This window comes from Paenibacillus taichungensis, assembly GCF_013359905.1.
GTDB lineage: Bacteria > Bacillota > Bacilli > Paenibacillales > Paenibacillaceae > Paenibacillus > Paenibacillus taichungensis.
Window position 1 is genome coordinate 88,275 of sequence record NZ_JABMCC010000096.1, and the last position, 24,190, is coordinate 112,464.

The following is a 24,190-nucleotide window of genomic DNA, read 5'->3' on the forward strand; positions in this document are numbered from 1 at the left end:
TAATAAATGGAGAAAAGGGAAATCCGGACCCATACGGTAACTAGCAAAGGGCGGCGTCGCCCCTCTTTTTCATGCGAGTCTATTGAAGGGTACGCTTCTCTTCGGGGTAGGATATATTCATCTTGATGTGATTAACAGATACTGATGTTTGAACGAAGTTACATTTGCATGGTATAAGTGAAGAAGAAGCAAGGACATCAAAATGTAAATTGCAACGAATCTGCTAATGTAAATGATACGATTGCAGATGTATGGCTTACGATTTTAACATTAATGAGGGCAAAGGTTGTCCTGGTATATATAGAGGAGTTTCTAATATGAAAGAAAATTTTTGGCGTGATTTGCCACGACCATTTTTTATACTGGCGCCGATGGAAGATGTGACGGATGTTGTGTTTCGCCATGTCGTAAGTGAAGCGGGCAGACCGGATGTGTTTTTTACGGAGTTTGCGAATACAGAGAGTTATTGTCACCCGGAGGGGAACAAAAGTGTACGCGGGCGTCTGACTTTTACAGAAGATGAACAGCCGATTGTGGCACATATTTGGGGAGACAAGCCGGAGTTCTTCCGCGAGATGAGCATCGGGATGGCCAAGGAAGGTTTCAAAGGCATAGATATTAATATGGGCTGTCCTGTCGCCAATGTGGCGGAGAATGGAAAAGGAAGCGGTCTGATCTGCCGTCCTGCGCTTGCAGCGGAGATCATTCAGGCGGCCAAAGCTGGTGGCTTGCCCGTCAGTGTCAAAACTCGCCTCGGGTTCACCGAGGTGGACGAATGGCGCGACTGGTTGACTCATATTTTGCAGCAAGACATTGTGAATCTGTCCATTCATCTGCGTACAAGAGAGGAAATGAGCAAGGTCGATGCGCACTGGGAGCTGATCCCGGAGATCAAGAAACTTCGGGACGAGATTGCACCGAATACGTTGCTAACCATTAATGGGGATATCCCTGATCGTCAGACTGGCTTGAAGCTCGCTGAGCAATATGGTGTGGATGGCATTATGATTGGACGAGGCATTTTCCAGAATCCGTTTGCTTTTGAAACGGAGCCAAGGGAACATACCACAGAGGAGTTCCTTCATCTGCTGCGGCTGCACTTGGACCTGCATGATCAATATTCAGAGCTTGAACCGCGTTCGTTCAGCCCGCTGGCCCGCTTTTTCAAAATCTACGTCCGTGGATTCCGCGGGGCAAGTGAGCTGAGAAATAGCTTGATGAACGCCAAAACAACGACTAGAGTACGCGAATTGCTCGATGAGTTCGGAAGTCAGGAACATGCGGAGACAGAGTAGGACGAAGAACACGAATGGTTGTAATGGTTGTAATCATGGATACGGAATATGATTCAGGTAGATTTAACAGCAAAAAAGAAGCGGTAGCTCTTCCGCTTCTTTTTTGCTGTTAATGTGGTTTTAGCGGTAAAAGTCTACTGCACTTCATCCATTTACGAGATTCAGGAACATCAGAGCCGTTTTCCGATTCTACTGAAGATGTTAACGCTTATACTCCGGCTTCTCCATAGCAATGGGTTGAGGATTATCCAGCACCCATAACACCGCCAGCTCACTTAATCGGGCAGGCGCATCATAATTCGATCCATGGCGAAGCCTGTGGGCCAAGTCTGTTGCTTCTTGAAGAAGTGCCGGCGCTAATGGCGTACTAGATCCCAGATGGCGAATCAGTGCATCCAGCATTTTGCGATACGGTTCATCCCAGTTTCCACCGCCATTATCCAATACTTCATGGGACACACGTCCTGTGATGCGGATGACTTCTCCCTGAACCGTTTGGGCATGTCCCTGGGCCGGGATGAGATACTCCCACAGCTCCTGATGCTGTTTGGGCCAAGTGGTTGCTTTTACCTGAATGGGAGCTGTTCCATCGTGCATCTTTCGACTCGCTACCGGCTCGACATCAAATTGTTGATAGAGCTTGCTCAGTGCGTCTGAAACTTCATCTACCTTGTCCTTATTGAACTTCTCACGGACAATTTCAAAATCCTTGCCAATTCGCTTCACGGACTCTTTCATTTCCGGGGTGACTGTTGCTCCGGCATCCAGCAGAATCGCGGAAATCTTCGACATACTGACAATATCGCTATTTCGGCTATTCATTAATCCTTTGGCTAACGGAGTATTGCCTCTTTGATTGACTACATTGATATCAGCACCTCGGGCTACCAACTCTTGTACCACTTCGGTTCTATACGCATTGATCGCTGCGTGCAACGGTGCTTCATTTTGGTAGTCCACAGCTTCCAGATCCGCACCTAATTCAAGGAACAGGGCTACATTTCCTGACCAGTGCGAAGCATGTGCATGTAATGGCGTGCGTTGATAATTGTCACGTGCGTTGATATCTGCCCCTTGTTCTACCAGCCAGCGAACCAATTCATCGGAAATATGCCGAAAGCTGAGGGCCGTACCTTTGCTATAGCCCCCGCGGGCATTCCATTCGCATTGCTCGAAGACCTCTTTTACGGCAACGATATCATTATCTTTAATGAGTTTTTCCATATGAGCAGGTAACGTTGTCTCCTTAATCATTAAACTCTTCCTCTCCTTTGTGGATAGCATCATCGACTTCTGAAGGTAGATAAGATTTTCCCAAATGACAGACAAATGATAGTTTAATAGATTACAGATAATTTCCAGCAAGTTTATCATATCCAGAAGTGGAAAACCAATAATAGGAGTTTTGACTTTAAGGGCTGGGTAGATCAATCCAGGATGTCTGTTAGTTGTGCTATGTTATAATTTAAATCAATATCGTTTTGAACTGATTGCCTTAGATGAGGCAGCAGGCTTTTGAGAATAGGAGGATCTATGTCCTGGAGTAAATTAAAGCAACAGCTAGAAAGTTTTCTTAGTCCTGCGCTGGTTGGAAAAGTAGATTACCGGGCGACCAGCTATCGCTATTCACCTGATAAATCAGGTAGTTGTTATCTGACCGTGGATCAGAAGAATATCCTCAATATGGGAGACACAACTTCACCAATCCGTTGGTATCATTCCGATCAGGAGATTAAGAATGATCCCAATATCGTGATATCTGTAAGTGATGAAGAGATTGAAGCTATTCGAAACGAAACCAAAGGGAACGTTCCGGAGGACCGTCTTCAAGTCATGGCAAGAAGCAGAAAAGTCTCCGTACATGCCAAAGAGCTGTTGCTGGCACAAACCGCGTTAAGTAAAACGAATTTTACAGCAGCAGCGACTACGTTTTTGTCCACTTCCATAGAGGATAATCTGGAGAGCAAGGAGATTCTGTTCAATATTCTGGCTTTGGTGGACAGACGTGTTGGCAAGAAGCGAATTCTGAACATGTCTGATTCGATTAAAATGAAGCATCCGGCTGTGCAGTATTTTTATGAAATACGGCGCAGGACGTTGTGAAATTGATATATTGCTATAGCTTTTAACTATAACTAGTTATGGCATTTAAGTATCTCAGCCAACCTCGTTCTGCATGATATGATAATGGTATACAACGAGGGGGTTTTTGACATGACTGATAAGTTCCAGATCGTAGGTAGTTTGTTGCGTCCTGATGAGCTGCTGACATATAAAACGCAAATTGAACATCGTGATGATATCAAATATCCATTCTATGATAGTTTTGAAGGTTATGAAAAATGCGAGACTGATGCCATCAAACAAGTGGTGAAAAAAGAAATCGAGCATGACCTGTCGATTATTACAGATGGAGAGTTCTCCAAATCGATGTGGCATCTGGATTTTGTTTGGGGCTTTGGTGGAGTTGAGCGTTATATTGCAGACCATGGCTATTTTTTCCGTGATGTCGATGGATCTTCAAAATATGAAACACGTAAAGATATTGGCCTGCGCATAACGGGCGAATTGAGCGGTAAAAATCATCATTTCATTCAACTGTTTAAACAATTGCAAGACACGGCGGGTGACCAGCAAACGAAACTTTGCGTTCCATCGCCATCCCATATTTTTGGTGAACTCTCCTGGTCGGATAATATCGGCGGTACGGACGCTGTTTATCAGAATATTCAGGAGCTCAAAGCGGGTCTTGTGAAAGCTTATAAGGAATTTGTGGAAGAATTCGCTGCGGTAGGCGGTAAAATCCTGCAAATGGATGATTGCTTGTGGGAGCTGTTTGCAGACGATAACCCGAACTCTCCGTTTACAGGGGAGCATATCAATCAAGAAGAAGTACAGGGTCTCGCTACCGAATTTATTGATATTAACAATACAGTGATTGACTTCGGTCATAGCCTGGGCTTGAAAATGTGGACACATAATTGCCGCGGCAACTATGATTCTCGCAACATGGGCGGTGGATCTTATGCGAAAATTGCGAACCTGTTCCTGAAGCAATTGAAATATGATCGTTTCTTCCTGGAGTGGGATGATGATCGTGCGGGTTCGCTTGAGGCGTTGGAAGTGTTCAAGGACAGACCTGAAACAGAAGTCGTATTAGGTTTGCTTTCCTCCAAAACGAGTACACTCGATGATGAAGCGCGTGTTGTTCGTTTGCTGGACGAAGCATCCAAAATCATCGATAAAGATCGACTGCTGCTGTCTCACCAATGCGGCTTTGCATCCTGCGATGGTGGTAACGAATTAAGCGAAGCTCAGCAATGGGCGAAGATTGATCAGGGTCAGAAGATCGCCAAGCAATACTGGAACAACTAAATTAGAATTGCACCATCTTGAATGAATAGGGATGACTCGTAGGGCCATTGGTGGACCTGCGAGTCATCTTTTTGCATATAGTCGAAGACACGCTTGGCTTTTATAGCATAGGTGGAGATCGATTCCACGGACTATGCCCACCCCGGAAACATCTATCCAAAAGGAAAAGCTCTTGCCCACGCAGAAGTTATATACTTTCAAACTCCTGCGATGAGAAACAATGGCATGGATGCATTGAGTGGTTATATAGAGTGAAAGGGAGAGGGGACAAGATAATAATGAATCAAACACCGTTAGAAAAAGACCGGGTTCTTAAGAAACTGGATTCGCTTGGATACTCGGACCGGATGAAGCAAATAGCTCAACTGGGTCACCAGCATTCGGATCAGGCAGGGTATTCTGCGTTACTTATAGCTTTACTCGATAGCGGTACTGCCTATGAAGCACATCTGGCATTGACTGGTGCGAGTGTAATAAATGATGTAAATGCCGTATTGCTTGCTTTGAAGCATCCCAAGGCAGGGGTCAGAGGTCGGGCAGCCGGACTGTTGACTACAGTGGTGACAGATCCAGATTATTCAATTGAATCCGAAATCATTTCTATGTCCTATCATTCCCGCCGTCAATTATTGCAAAGCATTGTGAACCATCGTAGACAGGATTGGGCGGAGCGTCTGTTACCACTTGTGCTGGTTCGCTGGGGGGCACAGGAAGCGGCTTTGGTACTGTCCGTGTGCGGTGAAGAGACGGTTCGCGGCAGACTTCCGGAACTCGGCTATGCGCTCCGCAATTGGCGGGTAATTACGAAGCGTTTTCCTGATCTGGTCGCAACATATCTGGAGCATGCTCTGCAAAGCGCGACACAACGTGGAAGAAATAGCGTATGGTGGACACTTTCTTCGGCGGTGGAGAAGCTGAGTGAATCCAGACCAGCGATCGTGCTGGAATATGCGCTCAAATATGGACCATTCGATACGATACATCCTGTGATTAAGCAGCAATTGGGTGTCCTGATCCAGACGAGCCCTGAAAGTGTCTTCGAACTGCTGACACGGGAGGAGACACGAGGTTATCTCTTAGAGGAGGGGGTACCAGCCGGTGTTCTGAAAAAAAGAAAATGGTTCACTACAGCCCAGTGGACCACGCTGGTTACCCTACTCATTGACGAACCCATACACCTTGCCAAAGTATTGGAAACACTTGCACCGTCAAGTCGTGAAGCGATATTTGATAAGGCATATAAGGAAAATGAGCGGAGGACACGCATTTTTCCTACGTCGTTATTGGACGTTCTACCGCACCAACTGCGTGACAAGGAAGCAACGCGCATGCTCGGATTGCGCGACATCCGGGATGATCGGGAACAGACGCTTGAGATTACAGCCCGCCGTTTGATCATTCATGCGAGGGAAAAGCTGGAGCAAGCTGTTCAGGTATCGAATGCGGATGAACGTGCTGCGGCGTATGGTCGGCTTATTCGAAGCACGGCGATATCCCGCCGGGGGATGGATGAGACATTGCGTTTCCTGACACGAGTCAAGAATGATCAGGACCCGGTACGTTGGACGGTGATGTCTGAACTGTCGAACTGTCCTGTTCCCATGTTCACCGAGCAGCATGTGGACGACCTAACTGTGCTGGCAGACAGCGTGGTCGAAGCCAGAGATACCTCATATGGGACGAAGAATGCGACAGAGAGACTGGCCTTCTCCATACTACGTGAGCATGCGCAATCGCCGGATAGCAGGCTTTTTAGGTTTGGTTTGAGAACGTTGAAGAGAATGGTCGTGCGGGATGGGCAGTTCGTGTTGTATGAGAGAGATTGGAATAGTATACCTGATCATGCGCTTGAGGTTTTGTTCGATGAGTTGTATGCATTGGGTATAGAAGCGAACAAGCGAGAGAACGATGTTGTGGTCTTGCGTATGGCCGAATCTTTCGGTAAGGCGATTGATCGTTTGCCTAAGCTACAACACTTGCTGGAGGAACTGGTGAAGACAAAGAAGGCTCCTGCTCAGGCGATCCGATATTGGCTGGCTCCTTACGAAACGCGGGATGAAAGAGTCAGAGAGTTGCTCGACAGAGACCCGTCCTTCATCTCGTTCCATGAGGTGTTTTGGCATTTGCACCTGAAGCGACAGGAGTGGCTGGATCCGTTCATCGCGGGAACAGTCATTAAGGGCAAGCATTTGTCGGGAAAAACCATTTATGTTGTGCCTGCTAGTGACGGATTTTATAGGTGGCTGCCACGTCAACAGAAAGCACTGGCCTCCCTGCTGGAACAAGTCGCACTCGATACCAAACGAACTTCCTATGAACGCGCTGCAGTGATCCGAAGGCTGGCGAGCATGCCCGACCACTGGTCCGAACAATTGGAGGTGCTGTTGCAGGATTCGGAAGTGCATGTCGTGGAGGCGGCACTGTATGCCTATTCGTTAGGTGAAGAACCGGAGAAGGCACTTCCTGTTCTACTGGACAATCTGGATGGAGACCGTGCTCGTGTTGCCATGTATTCAATCCCTAGATGCGCGCGCAGGGTGAGTCCAGTTTTGCTAACGTCGATGCTTTCGGAGTTGCTAAATCGGGAGAAACTGAAGATTACGGTCAGAAAAGAAGCCATTCGGCTGCTTGGTGCTTATAAAAGCAATGACAGCATGACCCTCCTCGTTCGGGAATACGAGAAGCCCAATACTCACAAAGACGTCATTATCGCCATTGGACATGCGGCAAGGCAATGTCTGGATGATGAGCGAAGCTGGACCATGATGAGTACGATGGCTTCCTCTTCGGAGCGGGATATTGCCCAAAGCTTGTTGAACCAGCGGCCCAGCGAACTTCCGCTGGAATCGCGTCCAAGGTATTTGAGATGGATTACAGGGATCGCAGGCCATGCAGATCCGATTGTAGCCAGAGAGGCTTTTCGCTCCATGATCTCGTGGTTGAACGGGAATGAAGAAGTAATCGCCACTTGTGCCAGTAGCACACTGCTTGATTTTCAGGATAGTACCCGATGGAAGGCAGCGCTGGACACCCTTATTGCAGCTTGCTCGGAAAGCAAAACAAACGAACAGGTCATCGAGGTTTGCAGACAACTGGCTGCCACAGAAACGATAGACGAATGGAATGCGGGGAATGAGAGAGATCTGCCGCAACGGCAGCGTTTGCTCGCACTGATCGACAAGTTAACCTCGTTGTCTCTGACGGAAAGGAAAATGCTTGTTCCTTTGTATACGGGTATCATTACATGTCTCAATTCTGATGAAACCATGAAGCTGGCGGTAATCCGGTTGCATCTGGCTATGATAGACTGGAGCAAGGCGGACCTGGCGATAGGCGGCTTGGACCCTGTCATTGGCATAGTGAACAGACAGCCGTATGTATTGGATTTTGTGAACCGGAAGGTCAGTCGTGTCGTGAATGCAAGCAAAGGGTACTGGAAGCCGGAAGACCTCCTTCAGATGGTGGATCAGTTGAATGCTCGGCCTCACATGGCCGCTTTCCGTATAGGGCTATGTTTGTTGAAGATCGCCGGCGAGGCATTATTATGGAATGAGGACTGTTCGGATCGTTTAAGAGTATATCGAACCCATGAGCAGGAAGCTGTCCGTCTGATGGCTTTGGATATATGGACAACTCTTGAATAAGCATAATTGAACAGTGCGGTACAGAAAGTATTCTGTACCGCCATTTTATTACTCGATAATTAGCTCATTTCAGATCTGTGATTATGGCGCTTTAGGAGAATCTGGATGAGAAGCACGGGAAGAAGCTGTGATACAATGAGAGCGAATTTGTTGTACGGATCATCTGGCGAGTAAGTAATATAAAAAGGGGTGTTATTCATGAACGTGGAAGAAGTGATGCAGGAGCTTGAGGCGCTCGGTAAAGATCGAACGAAAAAAATTTACATCTCCAACGGTGCGCATGAACCGCTATTTGGCGTGGCAACCGGGGCGATGAAACCGATGGCGAAGCAGATCAAAAAGGATCAACCTTTGGCGGAGCAATTATACGCTACGGGGAATTATGATGCGATGTACTTTGCGGGAGTGATTGCCGATCCCCAAGTGATGACGCCAGCTGATTTCGATCGTTGGATCGATGCCGCTTATTTTTTCATGATCTCCGATTATATCGTTGCTGTGACGTTGGCCGAGACAGATATTGCGCAAGAGGTCGCTGACGCATGGATTGCTAGTGGTGATGAACTGAGAATGTCAGCGGGATGGAGCTGTTACTGCTGGCTGCTCGGAAGCCGGAAGGATGCTGAATTTTCGGAGAATAAAATGATGGAGATGCTCGAACTGGTGAAAAACACGATTCACGAATCTCCGGAACGAACGAAATATTCGATGAACAACTTCCTGTATACCGTCGCGACCTCCTATCAACCGTTGCATGATCAGGCGGTGGAGACAGCCAGGGCTGTGGGACCTGTCGAAGTGAACAAGAACATGCCCAAGAGCAAGCTGCTGAATGCCTCTGAAAATATCCAAAAGGCAGTGGATAAAGGGCGGACGGGGTTCAAGCGTAAATATGTAAGATGCTGAAATTTTCGCCGTATCGTCATTTCTCTTATACGGAGCATATCTCTCTAATGAAATAGCTGCTTTTAAGGGCGGTAGGCTTAACAAGAGGATACACGATCAAGTAGACCGCAACCTTCACAAAGGTGGGCGGTCTACTTGTGTTTTCAGCTTGATAACAAAATGAAACAACCTCAAAGCTACGTATCGTATAAAAGCCCGAAACCTCTACATATCGTTCCGTTTAACCATTTCTTTGGCTTGCTGCCTGCCCGCCGCAAGAAAGCTGTCGCTTAGTTCAGGATCATTAACAGAGCGTGCAAGAACAAGCGAGCCGACTAATGTACTAAACAGTGCACGACTTTTGGACACATCCATATCTGCCAGGTCAGAGATAAAAGTGACCATCCGCTCCAGTTCATGAGTGAATACCTGCCGAACCTCTTCGGAAGAGCGGGATATTTCGCCGGAAAGGGCAGGGAATATGCAGCTCATTTCCGTTTTGTCGCGGTGATAGGGACTGAGATAATAATCGATGACTGTATTAATTTTGGGATTCTGCTCTTCCTGATCCGCGACTTTTTGAAGAAGTGCGATGGTATCGCTAATGGCATATTCACAGGCTTCGGCGACCAACTGTTCCTTGTTGTCAAAGTGTGAATAAAACCCTCCATGAGTTAATCCGGCACCCTTCATAATGAACGGTACACTGACATCTTGAATACCGTTGGTGCGAAAAGCCCGAGCAGCACTTTCAACAATTTTACCTCGTACTTTTATTTTATGGCCTTTGGGATAGGGCATTATCATTCACTCCATAGCTTCATCATTCTGCTTTTTTAAAATATTATAGTCATCATAATAAAGCTTGTCAATTTGGCGTTTGGATGTTTGTTGATTTACAAAAGGGCCAAATACGGTTGTTGACTGCCTCAAAATATGATGGTTATAATATATTACGATCATCATATTTTAAATCGGCTTCAAATCGGGAGGTATCAGGATATGAGTAAGCTTGAATCTGTAGATACGTTAGTTATTGGATCAGGTCCGGGAGGATATGTGGCGGCGCTTCGTTCTTCGCAACTGGGAATGAAGACGGCAATCGTCGAACGTCAACAGCTAGGCGGGGTTTGCACGCATGTGGGTTGTATACCATCCAAAGCATTAATTGCGGAATCACATCGCTATGATTTGTTCAGACAGTTCAATCAAGCTGACGCGGCAGCGACATTTAAGATTGCTCAGCATTTTAAGCAGGGGGTTGTGAATAAACAGGCAGGTGGCGTCCACTATTTGTTAAAGACTGCGAATGTGACCATACTCGAAGGCGAGGCCAGTCTGGTGGATGAGCACACAGCGATGATCCAGCAAACTGGACAGGAGCAAAGCATTTCTTTTAAAAACCTCATACTGGCAACGGGGTCTCGTCCAATTGAGCTGCCAGCATTTCCAGTTGGAGGTCGTATCTTGTCTTCCACAGAAGCACTGTCTCTGCAGGAGGTTCCGAGTAGTCTGGTTGTGATCGGCGGAGGGTATATTGGTGTGGAGCTTGGACAGATGTATGCCAAATTCGGAACAAAGGTGACAATTCTGGAGGGAGGAGCACAAGTATTGCCCGGATTCGAGGCGGAACTTGCTGCCCCTGTAGTCAAACAATTGAAGGCGGATGGCATCCACATCGTAACTGAAGCGATTGCTGAAAAGGTGGAGCAGAAGGGTGATTCCATTACACTGCATTATTCCAAAAATCAAGAGCAGCACCAGGTTACAGCGGAATATGTATTGGTCACAATCGGCAGGAAACCCAATACAGACGGCCAGTTAGAACTGGAACGCATAGGTTTGCCCGTAACAAACAAGGGACTGGTTGAGACGGATGAACAATGCAGAACGGTTATCCCGCACATTTATGCCATTGGAGATATTACAGCTGGTCCGGCACTCGCTCACAAGGCCTCCTATGAAGCCAAAGTAGCAGCAGAGGCCATTGCGGGTCTTACCTCCAAAGTCGATTACAAGGTGATTCCGCTTGTTGTCTTTTCTGAACCGGAGCTATCCAGTGTTGGAGTAAGTGAGACGGAAGCCAAAGCACAGGCCATTCCGGTGGTTATCGGAAAATTTTCTTTTGGGATCAACGGAAGAGCATTGGCATTAAGGGAAACCGAAGGATTTGTAAAAATTGTGGCTGACACAACCTCAGGAATTGTTATTGGTGCGCAAATCGTTGGCGTGGAGGCATCCACACTGATATCGGAGCTTGCGCTTGCAATTGAGATGGGTGCAACCGTAGAAGATCTGGCCATGACGATTCACCCTCATCCCACGTTGGGAGAAGTGATCATGGAGGCTGCCGAGAACGCGGTCACCAAAATGAAAAAGAAAAAAATTCAGCAAATTTAACCATACACGAGGATTGGGAATGGGAGAGATAAAAGGATGAAGTTAAAAGCAGGTTTGTATATCGGAATTGCAATGGTGCTCATTGTTGGAGGTTCACTTCTGGCTGTTAAAGGGAAGGATGCTGTAAGTCAGGCCGAGAGCAGGAAACAAGGCATACTTGAGGCAGAGCAAACGACATTGTTTTATCAGAATAGTCCGGGGGCGATTTTAGAGGCGGGTGCGTCTGCAGGTGACTCCGTGAAAGAGGGAGAGGTGCTTTTCAAAGTGAAATCAGCTGGGGAAGGAGATGTGGATGTACTTGCACCGTATGATGGTTTGGTCGACCGAGTTGCTGTAAAGCAGGGAGATCAAGTACAAGTAGGCGTGCCGCTGGCAGTTCTGCAAAAGAATAATTACTATACGGACATTTACATACAGGAGAGTGAAATTCAAAAGCTTGAAGTGAATCAAGCCATTGATGTTCATTTTCCGTATTTGGATCAGCCAACACAGGTGAGCGGGGTGGTTACGTCCATCTCATCTGCCCCACAATTCGCGAGCTTGCGCATGTCACGGGAAAAGGGGCAAGCCGATCTAAGTATGTTTTTGGTCCGAATATCGATGGATTCGAATGCTGATTTACTTCCTGGGATGACAGCAGAGGTGAAACTTGATGAAATCACTGATTGACGAGTGGAAGTACGTATCGGGAAGTAAGTATGTTCGATTGATTTTTATCGGCCCGCTTATTGCAGCCCTATTCTTTGGTTTAATGTTCTCGCAGAATCAAATTAGCAAATCGCCAGTTGTGGTCATTGATGAGGATCATAGCGAATATTCACGGCAGTTGATCTCCAAAATAAATGCCTCGCAATATATGAGCGTCAAAAGCGTATATGCGAGCCGAATGAGTCCGGAAACATTACTTGTCAACGAGCAGGCAGTAGCTGTCATTATGCTTCCCAATCAATTGGGATTACGTCAACAACAGGGAAAATCGACGAATATCGGCATCTTGATGGATAACACAATGCCCTCGGGGCTAACCGGAATCCGGACCGCGATTCAGGAGATCATCCAGACGGAAAATATGACCCTTTCCATGACACGACTGATCCAGAAAGGGATGGATGCAGAAACAGCTAAAGGAATCGTGTCGCCGATCTCGCTTCAGCAAAGGATGCTATTTAATCCAACCTCCAGTTATGTCGGTTTTATGGTGCTTGGATTTGTGAATATCGTAGTATTGATGATTACAACAAGTGCAGCAGGCTCGATTGCACCTCGGCTTCGCCGGGAAGGGAAGCTATTTTCAAACGGAAGGTCACCTTTCCAGCTATGGGTTAGGAGTGTGCCGTACGCTGTGTTGAGCTCCCTATCGCTGCTTCTATCCTATGGATTGTTAAAGCAGGTGGGGGGAATGCGTTTTGAAGCGGAGCCTTATCTTTTTATCATCCCATTGGTTATTTATGCCTTCGCCTTATCACTTCTGGGTATGTTGATTGGATACACAGCCAAAGACATATCCAAAGTCAGCCTACGAACCAGTTTTGTATTGTATCCCTCCTTTCTGGCTACGGGAATTCAACTAACGCCGCTGGCGTTTCCAGAACCGTTCCAAATTTTCGCATGGGCACTACCCATGAACTGGCTTAACCGCCTGATTCGTGGAATGGTTTTTCGGGACGGAGCGCTTACAGCCTACAGTCAGGAGTTGGGGGCATTGCTAATTATTATTGGCGTTGTGTCCTTGTTCATGGGGTTACTGTTTCTGCGGGAAACGAGGAAAGCTTCTACCAGCCGGGAACCCCTATTGAATGCAGATATGTTGCCGAGCAGCAGTTAATTGAAAAGATAAGCAGTGAATCGAAAAAACAGACGCACGGGAATCATTCCTGATGCGTCTTTCTGTTTAGTTACCGCAGATGACTTATAAAGATAAAGGTCCTTCTAGCGAAGGTTTTTTATATCGTTTATACTTGTAAGGCCAATTTACTTGAGGAGTTGTCTAACGAATCATGAATAAAAAAGAAGTCGCGCATATACGCAAACAGTTTAAGATGGATCATGATTTACTGAATATTTACGATATTCTCAACGTGTATATTACGAAAGAAACGAACGAGATTTATCATTGGGAGCGCCATCCGTTTGAGCTGGTGGATAGAGAGAAACAGGAACTGTACATGGGCAATTTCAAAAAATTGCTGACAGGTGAGCTGGATCAGAAATTGTTTGAGCTGAAGTTCCAGGAGCAAGCGGAGGAGCCGGCTCAGGTGATGCTTCACCAAGCACTGGTAACAGGAGATCCGGAGGAATGGCAGGACCTGATGCTCCTGTTAGTAGAAAGAATGTTGGTGGATGCCAAGTATGAACGGGATATGGTGATCACGTTTGTTCGTGGACAGTATTACTTGCCAACCAAGGCTCGGAACGATGAAGCGGAAGAGAGCGAGAAAAATGAAGTGTTCGCACATCCATTCATTCTGTGCAGTGTGAATTCCACGGAGAAGCAGCGGAAAACGCTCTTGTTTGATTACGTGGAGAGAGAATTTAAGTACAATGTCATTGTAGATCCGGTTGTCAAATTAAGCACCCCGGAGCAGGGTTTCCTGTACCCGAGCGTAACGGACAACTACTCCGATGTGAATCGTGTTCTATATTGCACAGGGAAATCCAATTTCCCGGATCCGCATTTTGTTGAAAATGTTTTGAATGGAGAAAGGTCTGTGACAGCGCTGGAAGAACGAGCGATCTTCGAAGATATCGTGAAGGAAGTGGCCGGTGAACAACTGGACTCAGCCACAATCGCACATGTGTATGAAGAAATCAACCGGGTCATCGAAATTAACGAAGAGTCACATGAGGAAGAACCTCCGAAGTTGGATTATAAAGATCTGGAACGTGTACTGACGGCAAGCGGTGTAGAGGACCTGACGTCGGAGAAGGTGGAACGTGCATTTGAAACCATCGTCGACAACAAGAATTATGAAATGAAAGCGACCAGTGTTATGCCGAAGTTTACGTCCAAGTCCATTAAAATTGAAACTAAAGTTGCTACGATTTCAGTTAGCCCACAAGACTTGAGATATGTGAAACAAGTGAATTTTCAAGGCAGACGGTGTATCATGATTGAAGTGGACGAAGATGTCGTGATTGAAGGGTTCACGCTTACAACAGAGGTACTGTAGTTAGCATAGTAATTAAACTAAACATTTCAGTTCAAAGAAGACGCTCGAGACTCGCTCCCGAAGCGTCTTTAATTTGCCTATAAACTCTATCGCAGATATCCCTTCCCTACACCCACCCCGTAAACTCCAAAATGGAGGCTTTCGCAGATTGCACTTCGGACTGTGCGCCTTTGCGCCATTCTTTCGGCGATTTCCCCATAAGTTTGGAGAAGCAGCGATTGAAGCTGGAAATGGACTGAAAACCGACTTGTTCAGAGATCGAAAGAATGGAAGCGTCTGTGCTTTTTAATTGTTTGCAGGCTTCTTCAATCCGGGTGCTGTTCAGGAAATCCAGAGGCGCGGTTCCCATAATGTCATGAAATTTTCTTCGAAAATGAGTGGTGCTTAGGTGGCACAGATCAGCGAGAAAATCGATGGTAATGGGCGACATATAGTTTTTGGTGATATACTCCAGAACCGGAGAAATAACAAGGTCACCTTTTAGATTATGCTGCGTTTCTTGGTCTGCCAAGGGTTCATTCCGGGAATGGATTCGCAGGAGTTCGATATAAAGGGATAATAATAAGCCGTAGGCACTTTCCTGATAAAAAGGATTTTTCTGCTTTAATTCCTCTACCACAGATGTCGCAAGGGTATAAATCCTCGGATGTTCCTCCCTGTTTAAAATGCAGTTCAATCCCTTAATGGCCCTCAAATTGGGTTCAAAGTTACTGTAGGCACTGCTCTTAAACGATTGTTGAAAGAGGTCCTCAGGCGAGAAAAAGAGATAAGACCATAGGCTGGCTTCATTGGGTGAACTATACGTTGTATGAGGAAGATATCTGGGGATAAAGGTCACGTCACCGGCTTTAAAAGGTACCGATTCTCCTTTGATCTCCATAATGCCGCTATCCGAATGACAAATACCAATCTCCAAATGGTTATGGAAATGAAGATGCTCACTTTTGATATCGGATATTTTCCAACGTTCACCGCTTAACAGCAGAATAGGAAAGTGGATTGGCAAGCTATAGTGGCGGTATTCAATAATAGGCTGCTTTTTTCTGGGCACATTCGATAACTCCCATTCATAAATGATTGAAATTGCGCAGTTTTGTTGCGAATATGCTTAGATTGACCCTATTTTACTGCGTACAATGGAATAAGTAAAGCGTTTTCAAACCAAGGACGGACAGCTCTCAAGCGCATTTGGGGGCATGTGCGCCACGAGAGGGGAATCACCGATGCTTCAAGTGAAATATGACAGGGAAGAAATTTTAAACGTTATTGATAACGTTACGAAAAAAACACTGGCAATGGATTTGACGTGGGATTGGCCTTGCGGTGTGGCGTATTATGGTGTTTCCAGAGCTTATCAAACGACCGGCAACCAAGAGTACTTGGACAGGCTTGTCCAATGGGCGGATGAATACATCGAGCTGGGGTTGCCGGACTGGACCGTAAATACATGTGCGATGGGCCATATGCTGATTACTTTATATGAAGAAACAGGGAACCAAAAATATTGGGATATTGTGATGAGCAAGGTGGATTATCTACAAAATCATGCGCTCAGATTCGGAGATAACGTGCTGCAGCATACCGTATCCGTTTCCAATGATTTTCCCGAGCAGGCATGGGCGGATACCTTATTTATGGCGGCATTTTTCCTGCTCCGTGTAGGAAGCAAATTAAAGGATCAGGATATGATCCAGGATGCCCTTAATCAATATTACTGGCATATCAAATACTTGCAAGATCCGAGCAGCGGTTTCTGGTATCACGGCTACAATAACGTTAACAAGGACCACATGTCCGGATTGTATTGGGGAAGAGCGAACGCTTGGGGTGCTTACACCATGTCGCAAGTAAAACCACAGTTGAAGGACTGGTATCTATATCCACAGTGCATGGACGTGGAGTGCTCGCTCCGGGATCAACTGGCAGCTCTGAAACTCGTGCAGACAGAGAATGGCTTGTGGCGGACAGTTCTGGATGACGAGCAGTCGTATGAAGAGGTGTCGGCTTCCGCTGGTATTGCAGCAGCCATGCTCAATAACGGTAATCCGTTACATACCAAATACGTGCAAAAAGCATTGGAAAGCATCCTGAACAACATTAGTGAAGATGGACGTGTGCTTGGTGTATCGGGTGGTACAGCAGTGATGAAAGATCGGGAAGGATATCGCAATATTCCAAAAGACTGGATTCAGGGCTGGGGTCAGGGCCTGGCACTCGCTTTCCTGTCTGACATGTTGAAATAGGGAGGGAACCAAGTTGTCCAAACCAATCAAAGGCTCCTTTACACTACCCGGCGAATCCGGTTATGAGGCACTGACTTTGGAACTTGCCGAACGGTGGGGTGCCGATGTCATTCGTGACAGTGACGGTACACAATTATCCGATGAAATTATCAACGCGGGGTATGGCATTTATTCGACCATCTGCATCATCCGGGATCATAACGAATGGGCATCCCAAAATCAAGATAAGCTCCAGCAATGTTTTCTTATTACGAATCCGAAGGTAGCTGTACAAGATTATGTATCGTTTTATCTGATGGAGGATTTTTTTGCTGAACAATTCAAGGTGAATGATTCCAAAGAGGCCTTTAAGTATTGGCAGGTCTTTGACCGGACAACCGGGGAGGAAGTGCCAAGAGGACAGTGGAATTATGAGAGGGAATCCGGCCATGTAGTCATTACCGGCATTGTTCCTTGGCATAAATACACAGTAAGCTTCATGGCCTATCGGATCTGGGAAGAAATCTCGATGTACAATCACACCACGAACCATTGGGACAAGGAGCACTTGATGCAAATTGATCCGATCTATACGGAAACGCAGACATATCTGCTGGATTGGATGGAGGACTGGTGTCAGCAGCATCAGGAAACAACGGTGGTTCGTTTCACCTCATTGTTTTATAATTTCGCCTGGATCTGGGGCAGCGACGAGCGTAATCGCCATCTCTTCTCGGATTGGGGCTCATATGATTTCACGGTAAGTTCAAGAGCACTTGATCTGTTTGCCAAAAAAGTTGGATATTCGCTCTCTGCTGAGGATTTTGTGAATGGCGGCAAATATCGCGTAAGTCATATCCCGGCGCAGCAGCGCAAGCTGGACTGGATGGCGTTTATCAATGATTTTGTCATCGAATTTGGGAAGAAGTTAATTGATATCGTGCATAACCACGGCAAGCTGGCGTATGTCTTCTATGATGACAGCTGGGTTGGTAAGGAGCCTTATAATGACCGCTTTCAGGAGTTTGGATTCGATGGGATGATTAAATGTGTGTTTTCCGGTTATGAGGCGAGGATGTGTTCAGGTGTCAACGTGGATACCCATGAGATTCGTCTGCATCCCTACTTGTTTCCGGTTGGTTTAGGCGGACTTCCTACCTTTAAGGAGGGCGGAAACCCTACACTGGATGCTAAAAAGTATTGGATCAATATCAGGCGCGCTTTGCTCAGGGAGCCGATTGACCGGATTGGATTGGGTGGATATCTGCATCTGGTTGAGCCTTACCCGGACTTTTGCGATTACATCGAGAAGATTGCGGACGAGTTCAGGGAAATAAAAGAGCTTCATCATAAAGGCAAGCCCTATCAGATTAAGACGAGGGTAGCGGTTCTGCATAGCTGGGGCAAATTAAGATCGTGGACGTTGTCCGGCCACTTCCATGAAACGTATATGCATGACTTGATTCATGTAAATGAAGCCTTGTCAGGCTTACCGGTTGAAGTGCAGTTCATTGATTTTGAAGATATCCGTCAGGGCGTGCTGCAACATATAGATGTCGTGATCAATGCCGGCTCTGCCGGTTCAGCCTGGAGCGGCGGAGAACATTGGAATGACCACCAATGTGTGGACCTGCTGACCAAATGGGTGTATGATGGCGGTACCTTTATTGGCATCAACCAACCATCCGCAATTGAAGGCTACGACAGCTTTTTTAGAATGGCACATGTTCTTGGGGTGGATGAGGATACTGGCGCCAGGGTGGTTCATGGAAAATGGACATATGAGACTCGCGATGAGCGTGGTTTGTTGCCGGAAGGGTCAAAAATAACGCCGAAGAATAACATATATCTTACCGATGGAACAGCTGCTGTGGTGGATGAAACGGATGGCATGATTACATTGTCTACACATGATTTTGGTAAAGGAAAAGGAATCTACCTGCCTTCATTCGAATTCAGTTGGGAGAACACAAGGCTGCTGCTGAATCTGATTCGCTTTGCAGGTCATGAATTCCATGATTCGAAGTACATTACGGATAACTTATTTACAGAGTGTACTTATTATCCGGAGAGTAAAATGTTGGTCGTCATTAACAATAGTGATCAGGTTCAAACCACGACAATTGATACGGACTACGGAAAACAAACGCTCGAACTGGCTCCGTATGATACGGTCATCACCAAGATTGGTTTAACCAAATCGATGTCCTCATAGAATATCTTCTGCATAGACCGTTTCCTGACCAGGGAGCGGTCTATTTGGGCTAAAAAGAATTTTTACTCATGAATATTTTTATAATGTAAACCATAAAAGTAAACCTGTTCTATGACTCAACCATGAACATTTTCCACTCCGTCTATATTTACTAGGGGAGGTAATCTTTATTCAGTTTGGATGAGATTTTGTATAGAAAGGGTATTCGTCTTTTAAAAACAGGGTTATTTCACAAAATATATGAAAATATCAAATAAATCATGTTAAAGTATATGGTGATTATGGGAATTGGAGGGTTGAAATGGAAATACATAATAAGTTGAATCAAATTAGAATTAGAAACAATTCAACAACTGAACAAAAAAAAAATTCCATTGTAAGTGCGATAGTGATCGGGGTAATTTTAGGTTTAGCAGCAAAGCTTGTAGATGCACAGGGGATTAACCCCATATTTGACGCTATCGGTGGACGTTTAGGTATATGGATTTTTGTTGCAACACTCTTATCGGTTTTTAGTTATTCTCCCAAATTAGCAGCTCTAAAGATATCCTCTTTTTTTGTATCGCTATTAACTGTTTACTATGTGTACACCGTGTTTTTTTTGCACTTTTTCCCCAAGAGAGAAATTATATTTTGGGGAATATGCGCGTTGATATCGCCGGTATGTGCTTATGTAATATGGTATGCACGTGGCTATGGAATCATATCTAGTTTGATTTTATCCTTTCCGATTACAGCCTTACTGTCAGAAGGATTTCAATTGCGGCACGCTTACTTACCTGAGCACACTCACTACTATTTGATCCCTATACTTATGGGAATATATCTGATTATGGTCATTGTTTTACTTTTTATTGTTCCTAAAAGTCCGTTAAGATTTCTGATTGTTCTACCAATTTCTATAGTTCTGTCGTTCATTATGATATATTTTCATGTTTTAGGGCATATATTTGGTGGATTAAACGGCTTTTTGTGAGGCTAAAAGAAAAAAATGTAGAGCAATATTTGCTGGAAGTCATCCAATCTAACGAATCCGCAGTTTCGCTCTAGTGTGGAGAAGAACGATCTGGAGCAGTTCAAAGAATTTTGGAATGTGGAGCCCTCCTGCAAAATTCAATCGATTCCATCTACGCTGTGCCTGAAGCTTTTATCTATTTGGTTGCACGTCTGGATCACAGCATTGTTGGCTATGGCCTTGGGGTGGGTGAGGATTCAGGCGCCAGAGTCGTTCTTGGAAGATGGACATATGATAAAATCGGTATAGAAACATAAAAAGCAAGCAATAAGACGTTCGGGACTAATTCCTGAAGCGTCTTATTTTGCATGGTGTAATACACAGCCGATCCCCTGAATATGGACCGGCTATGGTTGTAATCAGAATCTTATAAGGACTTCTTTTTAACTAATCCTCCAGTCAATCCAGTTATTGCACCTGCCAGAGGGTTGGTGTTGCCGAAGGAATCCAATCCACTTGAGACGTGTGTGTAAGAAGGCATTTATACGTCAGGTTATTGTAGCTCACGATTGTGCCCACTGTGTATTGCGTGTTGGCTGCCCATGCAGGTGCAGTAGCAGCTGCGGCTGTTTTACCGCTGACTGTGCTAGCAGCAGATTGGTTGCCTGCTGCATCAACAGCATAAACCGAGAAGTTGTAGGTTGTGTTCGCTTCAAGATTGGTTACCGTATAAGACGTTGCCGTCCCGGATGTTGTTGTAACTAAAGTAGAGCCGTTATAAATTTTATACCCTGTCACGCCTACATTATCCGTGGATGCCGTCCACATCAGCTGAATGCTGGACGCGGTTGGTGTTCCCATCACATGCAGCCCGCCTGGAGATGTAGGTGCGGTAGTGTCGTTTGCAGGAGGTGTAGTTGTGGTAACGCTTACACTATTACTGGCTGCAGATTCATTGCCTGCTGCGTCGACTGCTTTGACAGTAAAGGTATAAGCCGTGCTTGCTGTAAGCCCTGTTACGGTATAGCTTGTAGTTGTGCCAGATACATTGCCTATTAAGGTAGCCCCGTTGTAAATTTTATACCCTGTTACCCCTACATTATCTGAGGAAGCCTTCCACGATAAGGATGTACTGGTCGCAGCAGTTGCAGTTGCCACAAGTGCAGTTGGAGGTGTTGGTGCCACATTATCAACCGGGTTCGTCCCGGAGAAGTTTACGTCGATGACATTATAGAAGGCATTGGGAGTATCCGCAACCTCCCAGACTGCCAGAATGACATGATAACCGCTGCGATCTGGTACGTTGCATGAGTTGGTGTAGCTAAATGGAGGCTGGCTGCCATTATAGGGAACTGAACAGAACGGTGTCAGGTCAAACGAATCACGGGATAGAGGTGCGTTCGGATTCCAGTTCGTTTTCGTAATATAATATTTCCAGCTTGCCGTTGAATGGTTAGCTGTCAGCTTCCAAGTAAACGTATTACTGCCACTAGACATATTCACTTTCGACCAACGTGTGGCGGATTGCTCATCGAGCTTAGGGAAGACGCCGTTAGCGCTTGCAATATGGCCGTCCGTAGGTCCTGCAGTAGGGAAGCCTTTAGGTGCTTCCAGGCTTTGGGGTTCATACACGATACTGCCGCAATCTTGATTGACTCCCGAAGCACAAAGTGCAGCTCGGCTCGCTGGCCCTTCTACGTAACCATGTGACAACGCCTTGGGACTGTTGAACAGCATGCTTACCGTTGTGAGCACCAGCAGACAGCAAATCATTACTAGCTTTGAAGACGGTAAAATGAATCTGAACATTCGATAGCCTCCTGTATCATTTTTTTTATATAAACTCAAGTAAGAGCTTATATCGTAATTAAGGAAGTGCTATTCCATATACCATATATGGATATTGTTCAATAAAGAAATCGATATACGGGAATTTCTAAAGTTATTGTAAAGGACCTACATTTGCTGAACAAGGATAAATTTGATAGATAATCCAGTTATTCAAGACTTAGGTAGGCATACAAAAAGGCCTTTGCGGAGAGATCATCTCTCCACAAAAGCCTTTATTTCCGACTGGATTGATAAGTGAAGTGCGTATTATACATCGATTTTACAGAAAAGGCAAGAGGAAAAAGATTGCTTTTAAGTGGGGAATCGTTTATGCTAAAAAAAGGAAGTTTACTATATTTGAAAGGAGGAAGTTGAAATGGAAAATATGTGTATGAACATGATGATGAACATGTGTATGGAAGAAATGATGTGCAAGATGAAATCCATGAAGATGATGATGGAATGCATGGAAGACAAAAGCATGATGGAAGGCATGGACATGAATAAAATGATGTCCTGTATGCAAGAATGCGACGAAATGATGACTACAATGATGGGCATGATGAGCAACATGAAGAAAGCATCCATGTAATTATCGATTATTCATTTCATGTAAAGCTGGCGGGCTTTACATATGTGCGGAACAGTTGACTGTACGCATCAAAAGAATAGCAAGCCTTTAATCAAGGCGGGTTAAGCAGACGAACTGCAGACCGGCTTTTTTTCTTATTTATTTTATTTATATTGAAGAATCTTCCGAGAGACATCAATCCGCATTAGCTTCAATTTGAACCATTGCTCCTGTAAAGACTCAGTCTGGTAACCCTCTGAAGCGACTCTCAGTTTGCTGAAAATGTCTATCAGTTGTTTGTTGATTCGGTCGTAGCTTGTAAGCAGCTCACGGAGCAGTATCGCTTTTCGTTCTTCCTCCAGTAACGCGTCCTTCTGATCTTGAAGCTTCCTGAGAATATCTTCAGCCCATTCCAAGTCTTCTATGGTACGGGCATAATTATATAAGTCCAAATAATCGTTAACCCAAGTTTGTGTCAAAGAATCCATGGCGTTATTCACTCCAGTCAGCTACGCTTTTCTATATACCGAGTATTATACCCGGAATAATACAATTTACAAGGGTTGAATGTTATTTTCCTGTTTTTTTTCAGTAGCAGTCTTATTTATGCGATTCCTGTGATACAGGCTTAATAATATTAATGATTTTGCGCTCTGCATCCTTGGCTTCAGGAATAGGGTAAAGCACAAAGACGTGATTCATTTTGGGATATACAAAGGTATTATGGTCAATGCCCTGGTCGGTAAGCAGTTTGTCGAGCTTCATGTTGTCGGGAAATAAACCTTCATAAGTTCCGATGAAAATGGTAATCTTTCCAAGTCCTTTGAAGTCTCCGTAGATTGGACTGATCAATGGATCATCCAGATTTTTATCTGCCGCCCATATTCTTCGAATTACATCATAGCCTTCCACAGCCAGCATCGGATCTCGGGTCTCATAATCGAATATGACCGGATTGTCCAGAACCATATCCACACATGGAGATAACAAAATGATATCTTTGGGTTGAGGAAGAAGATTCGTCTTGATGTAATGTGCAAAGCTAAGCGAAATATTTCCGCCCGCTGAATCTCCCATAATGGTAAGTTGAGCAGGACTCATTATCGATTCAATGATTTCCCGGTATAAGTTCAAGAGTCTTGGATATGTATGCTGGTAGTTGAAATGAGGCACTTTGGGATATATGGGGGCTATAACTTTGGCATTCAACGATTGTGCGATGCGGTCCATGAACTTCCAATGAAAGGTTAGAGGCTGGTGTGTATGAGCGCCGCCATGTATATATAGGATCACTTTTTGATCAGCAGATTTCTGGTCATTCAATGTAAACACCTGCATGTCTTCAAAGGAACGTTTGTTGACTGAGGAGATTAATTTAACCTTACCCAGCTCATAAGGCTTAGTGTTCTCTACACCCATGTGTTCCAAGTGCTTCAGGGTGTTTTCTCGCGTGGATAAATTCTTCTTGCTATCTAAAGTTCCGATGTATTTTTCTAGTAAATAGCTCTTGATAGAGCGTTTTTTGTTATATATATTTACACTCATCTAAGGATCGTCCTCTCCTATTTGAATTAAGTTATTCAAAGTATAAAGCCTGAAGTATACTTTAAGGTCAAGGCTATGAAAGA

Annotated in this window: 20 protein-coding genes; 14 read left to right on the plus strand and 6 right to left on the minus strand. The window is 45.2% G+C overall.

Annotation, left to right across the window (positions count from 1 at the left end):
- The first annotated feature begins 317 nt into the window (after positions 1-317).
- Positions 318-1,295 (plus strand): tRNA dihydrouridine synthase, encoded by a 978-nt coding sequence (locus tag HP548_RS04040; protein WP_175380962.1) that lies wholly within the window; start codon positions 318-320, stop codon positions 1,293-1,295.
- Between the two features lie 201 nt (positions 1,296-1,496).
- Here HP548_RS04040 and HP548_RS04045 read toward each other — a convergent pair whose 3' ends face one another.
- Entirely contained in the window at positions 1,497-2,549 is a 1,053-nt protein-coding gene (locus HP548_RS04045; protein WP_246317912.1) for an ankyrin repeat domain-containing protein, read from the minus strand.
- A gap of 279 nt (positions 2,550-2,828) precedes the next feature.
- On the opposite strand from HP548_RS04045, the gene HP548_RS04050 reads away from it, so the two are divergent.
- The 4 genes from HP548_RS04050 (at position 2,829) to HP548_RS04065 (ending at position 9,220) form a co-directional block, all read left to right on the plus strand.
- Positions 2,829-3,398, plus strand: a complete 570-nt coding sequence (locus tag HP548_RS04050; protein WP_175380964.1) for an SF0329 family protein — start codon at positions 2,829-2,831, stop codon at positions 3,396-3,398.
- Positions 3,399-3,509: 111 nt separating this feature from the next.
- Positions 3,510-4,670 carry a cobalamin-independent methionine synthase II family protein gene (locus tag HP548_RS04055; protein WP_175380965.1) on the plus strand — a complete coding sequence of 387 codons (1,161 nt, stop codon included), beginning with the start codon at positions 3,510-3,512 and terminating at the stop codon, positions 4,668-4,670.
- A 278-nt stretch (positions 4,671-4,948) separates the two neighbouring features.
- A complete protein-coding gene (locus tag HP548_RS04060; protein ID WP_217504606.1) occupies positions 4,949-8,314 on the plus strand; it encodes a HEAT repeat domain-containing protein in 3,366 nt (1,121 codons plus the stop codon).
- 198 nt (positions 8,315-8,512) lie between these two features.
- A complete protein-coding gene (locus tag HP548_RS04065) occupies positions 8,513-9,220 on the plus strand; it encodes a DNA alkylation repair protein (RefSeq protein WP_175380966.1) in 708 nt (235 codons plus the stop codon).
- A 204-nt stretch (positions 9,221-9,424) separates the two neighbouring features.
- Here the strand turns inward: HP548_RS04065 and HP548_RS04070 are convergent, their stop codons facing one another.
- Positions 9,425-10,000: a TetR/AcrR family transcriptional regulator gene (locus HP548_RS04070; RefSeq protein ID WP_175380967.1), complete on the minus strand. Its 576-nt coding sequence runs from the start codon at positions 9,998-10,000 to the stop codon at positions 9,425-9,427.
- 201 nt (positions 10,001-10,201) lie between these two features.
- Here HP548_RS04070 and lpdA point away from each other — a divergent pair, with 201 nt between their 5' ends.
- From lpdA to HP548_RS04090, 4 genes are all read left to right on the plus strand, one after another.
- The gene (gene lpdA, locus HP548_RS04075) at positions 10,202-11,599 is read left to right on the plus strand and encodes a dihydrolipoyl dehydrogenase (RefSeq protein WP_175380968.1); all 1,398 of its coding nucleotides are present in this window, start codon (positions 10,202-10,204) and stop codon (positions 11,597-11,599) included.
- Between the two features lie 36 nt (positions 11,600-11,635).
- Complete coding sequence (locus HP548_RS04080; protein ID WP_175380969.1) at positions 11,636-12,268, plus strand: HlyD family efflux transporter periplasmic adaptor subunit; 633 nt, start codon at positions 11,636-11,638, stop codon at positions 12,266-12,268.
- A complete protein-coding gene (locus HP548_RS04085) occupies positions 12,252-13,424 on the plus strand; it encodes an ABC transporter permease (protein ID WP_175380970.1) in 1,173 nt (390 codons plus the stop codon). Before HP548_RS04080 ends, HP548_RS04085 begins: the two co-directional genes overlap by 17 nt.
- A 172-nt stretch (positions 13,425-13,596) precedes the next feature.
- Complete coding sequence (locus HP548_RS04090; protein WP_076291628.1) at positions 13,597-14,769, plus strand: DUF4317 domain-containing protein; 1,173 nt, start codon at positions 13,597-13,599, stop codon at positions 14,767-14,769.
- 106 nt (positions 14,770-14,875) lie between these two features.
- Here HP548_RS04090 and HP548_RS04095 read toward each other — a convergent pair whose 3' ends face one another.
- On the minus strand, positions 14,876-15,820 hold the full coding sequence (locus tag HP548_RS04095) for an AraC family transcriptional regulator (protein WP_076291629.1): 945 nt from the start codon (positions 15,818-15,820) through the stop codon (positions 14,876-14,878).
- Between the two features lie 172 nt (positions 15,821-15,992).
- Here HP548_RS04095 and HP548_RS04100 point away from each other — a divergent pair, with 172 nt between their 5' ends.
- The 4 genes from HP548_RS04100 to HP548_RS04115 all read left to right on the plus strand — a co-directional run bounded on the left by HP548_RS04100 (position 15,993) and on the right by HP548_RS04115 (position 20,478).
- Positions 15,993-17,012, plus strand: coding sequence for a glycoside hydrolase family 88/105 protein (locus HP548_RS04100; RefSeq protein ID WP_175380971.1), 1,020 nt, complete (start codon positions 15,993-15,995; stop codon positions 17,010-17,012).
- A 13-nt stretch (positions 17,013-17,025) separates the two neighbouring features.
- Positions 17,026-19,206, plus strand: coding sequence for a 1,3-beta-galactosyl-N-acetylhexosamine phosphorylase (gnpA, locus tag HP548_RS04105; protein WP_175380972.1), 2,181 nt, complete (start codon positions 17,026-17,028; stop codon positions 19,204-19,206).
- Between the two features lie 301 nt (positions 19,207-19,507).
- Positions 19,508-20,182, plus strand: a complete 675-nt coding sequence (locus HP548_RS04110; RefSeq protein ID WP_175380973.1) for a hypothetical protein — start codon at positions 19,508-19,510, stop codon at positions 20,180-20,182.
- A 110-nt stretch (positions 20,183-20,292) separates the two neighbouring features.
- Positions 20,293-20,478 (plus strand): hypothetical protein, encoded by a 186-nt coding sequence (locus HP548_RS04115; protein ID WP_175380974.1) that lies wholly within the window; start codon positions 20,293-20,295, stop codon positions 20,476-20,478.
- 151 nt (positions 20,479-20,629) lie between these two features.
- On the opposite strand, the gene HP548_RS04120 is transcribed toward HP548_RS04115, so the two are convergent.
- Entirely contained in the window at positions 20,630-21,970 is a 1,341-nt protein-coding gene (locus HP548_RS04120; protein WP_175380975.1) for a lytic polysaccharide monooxygenase, read from the minus strand.
- A gap of 397 nt (positions 21,971-22,367) precedes the next feature.
- Between HP548_RS04120 and HP548_RS04125 the strand changes: the two genes are divergently transcribed.
- The gene (locus HP548_RS04125; RefSeq protein WP_063567124.1) at positions 22,368-22,583 is read left to right on the plus strand and encodes a hypothetical protein; all 216 of its coding nucleotides are present in this window, start codon (positions 22,368-22,370) and stop codon (positions 22,581-22,583) included.
- A gap of 143 nt (positions 22,584-22,726) precedes the next feature.
- Here the strand turns inward: HP548_RS04125 and HP548_RS04130 are convergent, their stop codons facing one another.
- Together HP548_RS04130 and HP548_RS04135 are read right to left on the minus strand one after the other, a co-directional pair.
- Entirely contained in the window at positions 22,727-23,050 is a 324-nt protein-coding gene (locus tag HP548_RS04130; protein ID WP_175380976.1) for a hypothetical protein, read from the minus strand.
- 112 nt (positions 23,051-23,162) lie between these two features.
- Positions 23,163-24,107, minus strand: a complete 945-nt coding sequence (locus HP548_RS04135) for an alpha/beta hydrolase fold domain-containing protein (RefSeq protein WP_175380977.1) — start codon at positions 24,105-24,107, stop codon at positions 23,163-23,165.
- Between the last annotated feature and the right edge of the window lie 83 nt (positions 24,108-24,190).

Coding starts and splice junctions, on each gene's coding strand:
- HP548_RS04100 (WP_175380971.1), top strand. CDS start 15,993: ATGCTTCAAGTGAAATATGACAGGGAAGAAATTTTAAACGTTATTGAT.
- HP548_RS04135 (WP_175380977.1), bottom strand. CDS start 24,107: ATGAGTGTAAATATATATAACAAAAAACGCTCTATCAAGAGCTATTTA.
- HP548_RS04040 (WP_175380962.1), top strand. CDS start 318: ATGAAAGAAAATTTTTGGCGTGATTTGCCACGACCATTTTTTATACTG.
- HP548_RS04045 (WP_246317912.1), bottom strand. CDS start 2,549: ATGATTAAGGAGACAACGTTACCTGCTCATATGGAAAAACTCATTAAA.
- HP548_RS04060 (WP_217504606.1), top strand. CDS start 4,949: ATGAATCAAACACCGTTAGAAAAAGACCGGGTTCTTAAGAAACTGGAT.
- HP548_RS04050 (WP_175380964.1), top strand. CDS start 2,829: ATGTCCTGGAGTAAATTAAAGCAACAGCTAGAAAGTTTTCTTAGTCCT.
- HP548_RS04110 (WP_175380973.1), top strand. CDS start 19,508: ATGGAAATACATAATAAGTTGAATCAAATTAGAATTAGAAACAATTCA.
- lpdA (WP_175380968.1), top strand. CDS start 10,202: ATGAGTAAGCTTGAATCTGTAGATACGTTAGTTATTGGATCAGGTCCG.
- HP548_RS04120 (WP_175380975.1), bottom strand. CDS start 21,970: ATGTTCAGATTCATTTTACCGTCTTCAAAGCTAGTAATGATTTGCTGT.
- HP548_RS04090 (WP_076291628.1), top strand. CDS start 13,597: ATGAATAAAAAAGAAGTCGCGCATATACGCAAACAGTTTAAGATGGAT.
- HP548_RS04080 (WP_175380969.1), top strand. CDS start 11,636: ATGAAGTTAAAAGCAGGTTTGTATATCGGAATTGCAATGGTGCTCATT.
- HP548_RS04055 (WP_175380965.1), top strand. CDS start 3,510: ATGACTGATAAGTTCCAGATCGTAGGTAGTTTGTTGCGTCCTGATGAG.
- HP548_RS04125 (WP_063567124.1), top strand. CDS start 22,368: ATGGAAAATATGTGTATGAACATGATGATGAACATGTGTATGGAAGAA.
- HP548_RS04065 (WP_175380966.1), top strand. CDS start 8,513: ATGAACGTGGAAGAAGTGATGCAGGAGCTTGAGGCGCTCGGTAAAGAT.
- HP548_RS04130 (WP_175380976.1), bottom strand. CDS start 23,050: ATGGATTCTTTGACACAAACTTGGGTTAACGATTATTTGGACTTATAT.
- HP548_RS04085 (WP_175380970.1), top strand. CDS start 12,252: ATGAAATCACTGATTGACGAGTGGAAGTACGTATCGGGAAGTAAGTAT.
- HP548_RS04070 (WP_175380967.1), bottom strand. CDS start 10,000: ATGCCCTATCCCAAAGGCCATAAAATAAAAGTACGAGGTAAAATTGTT.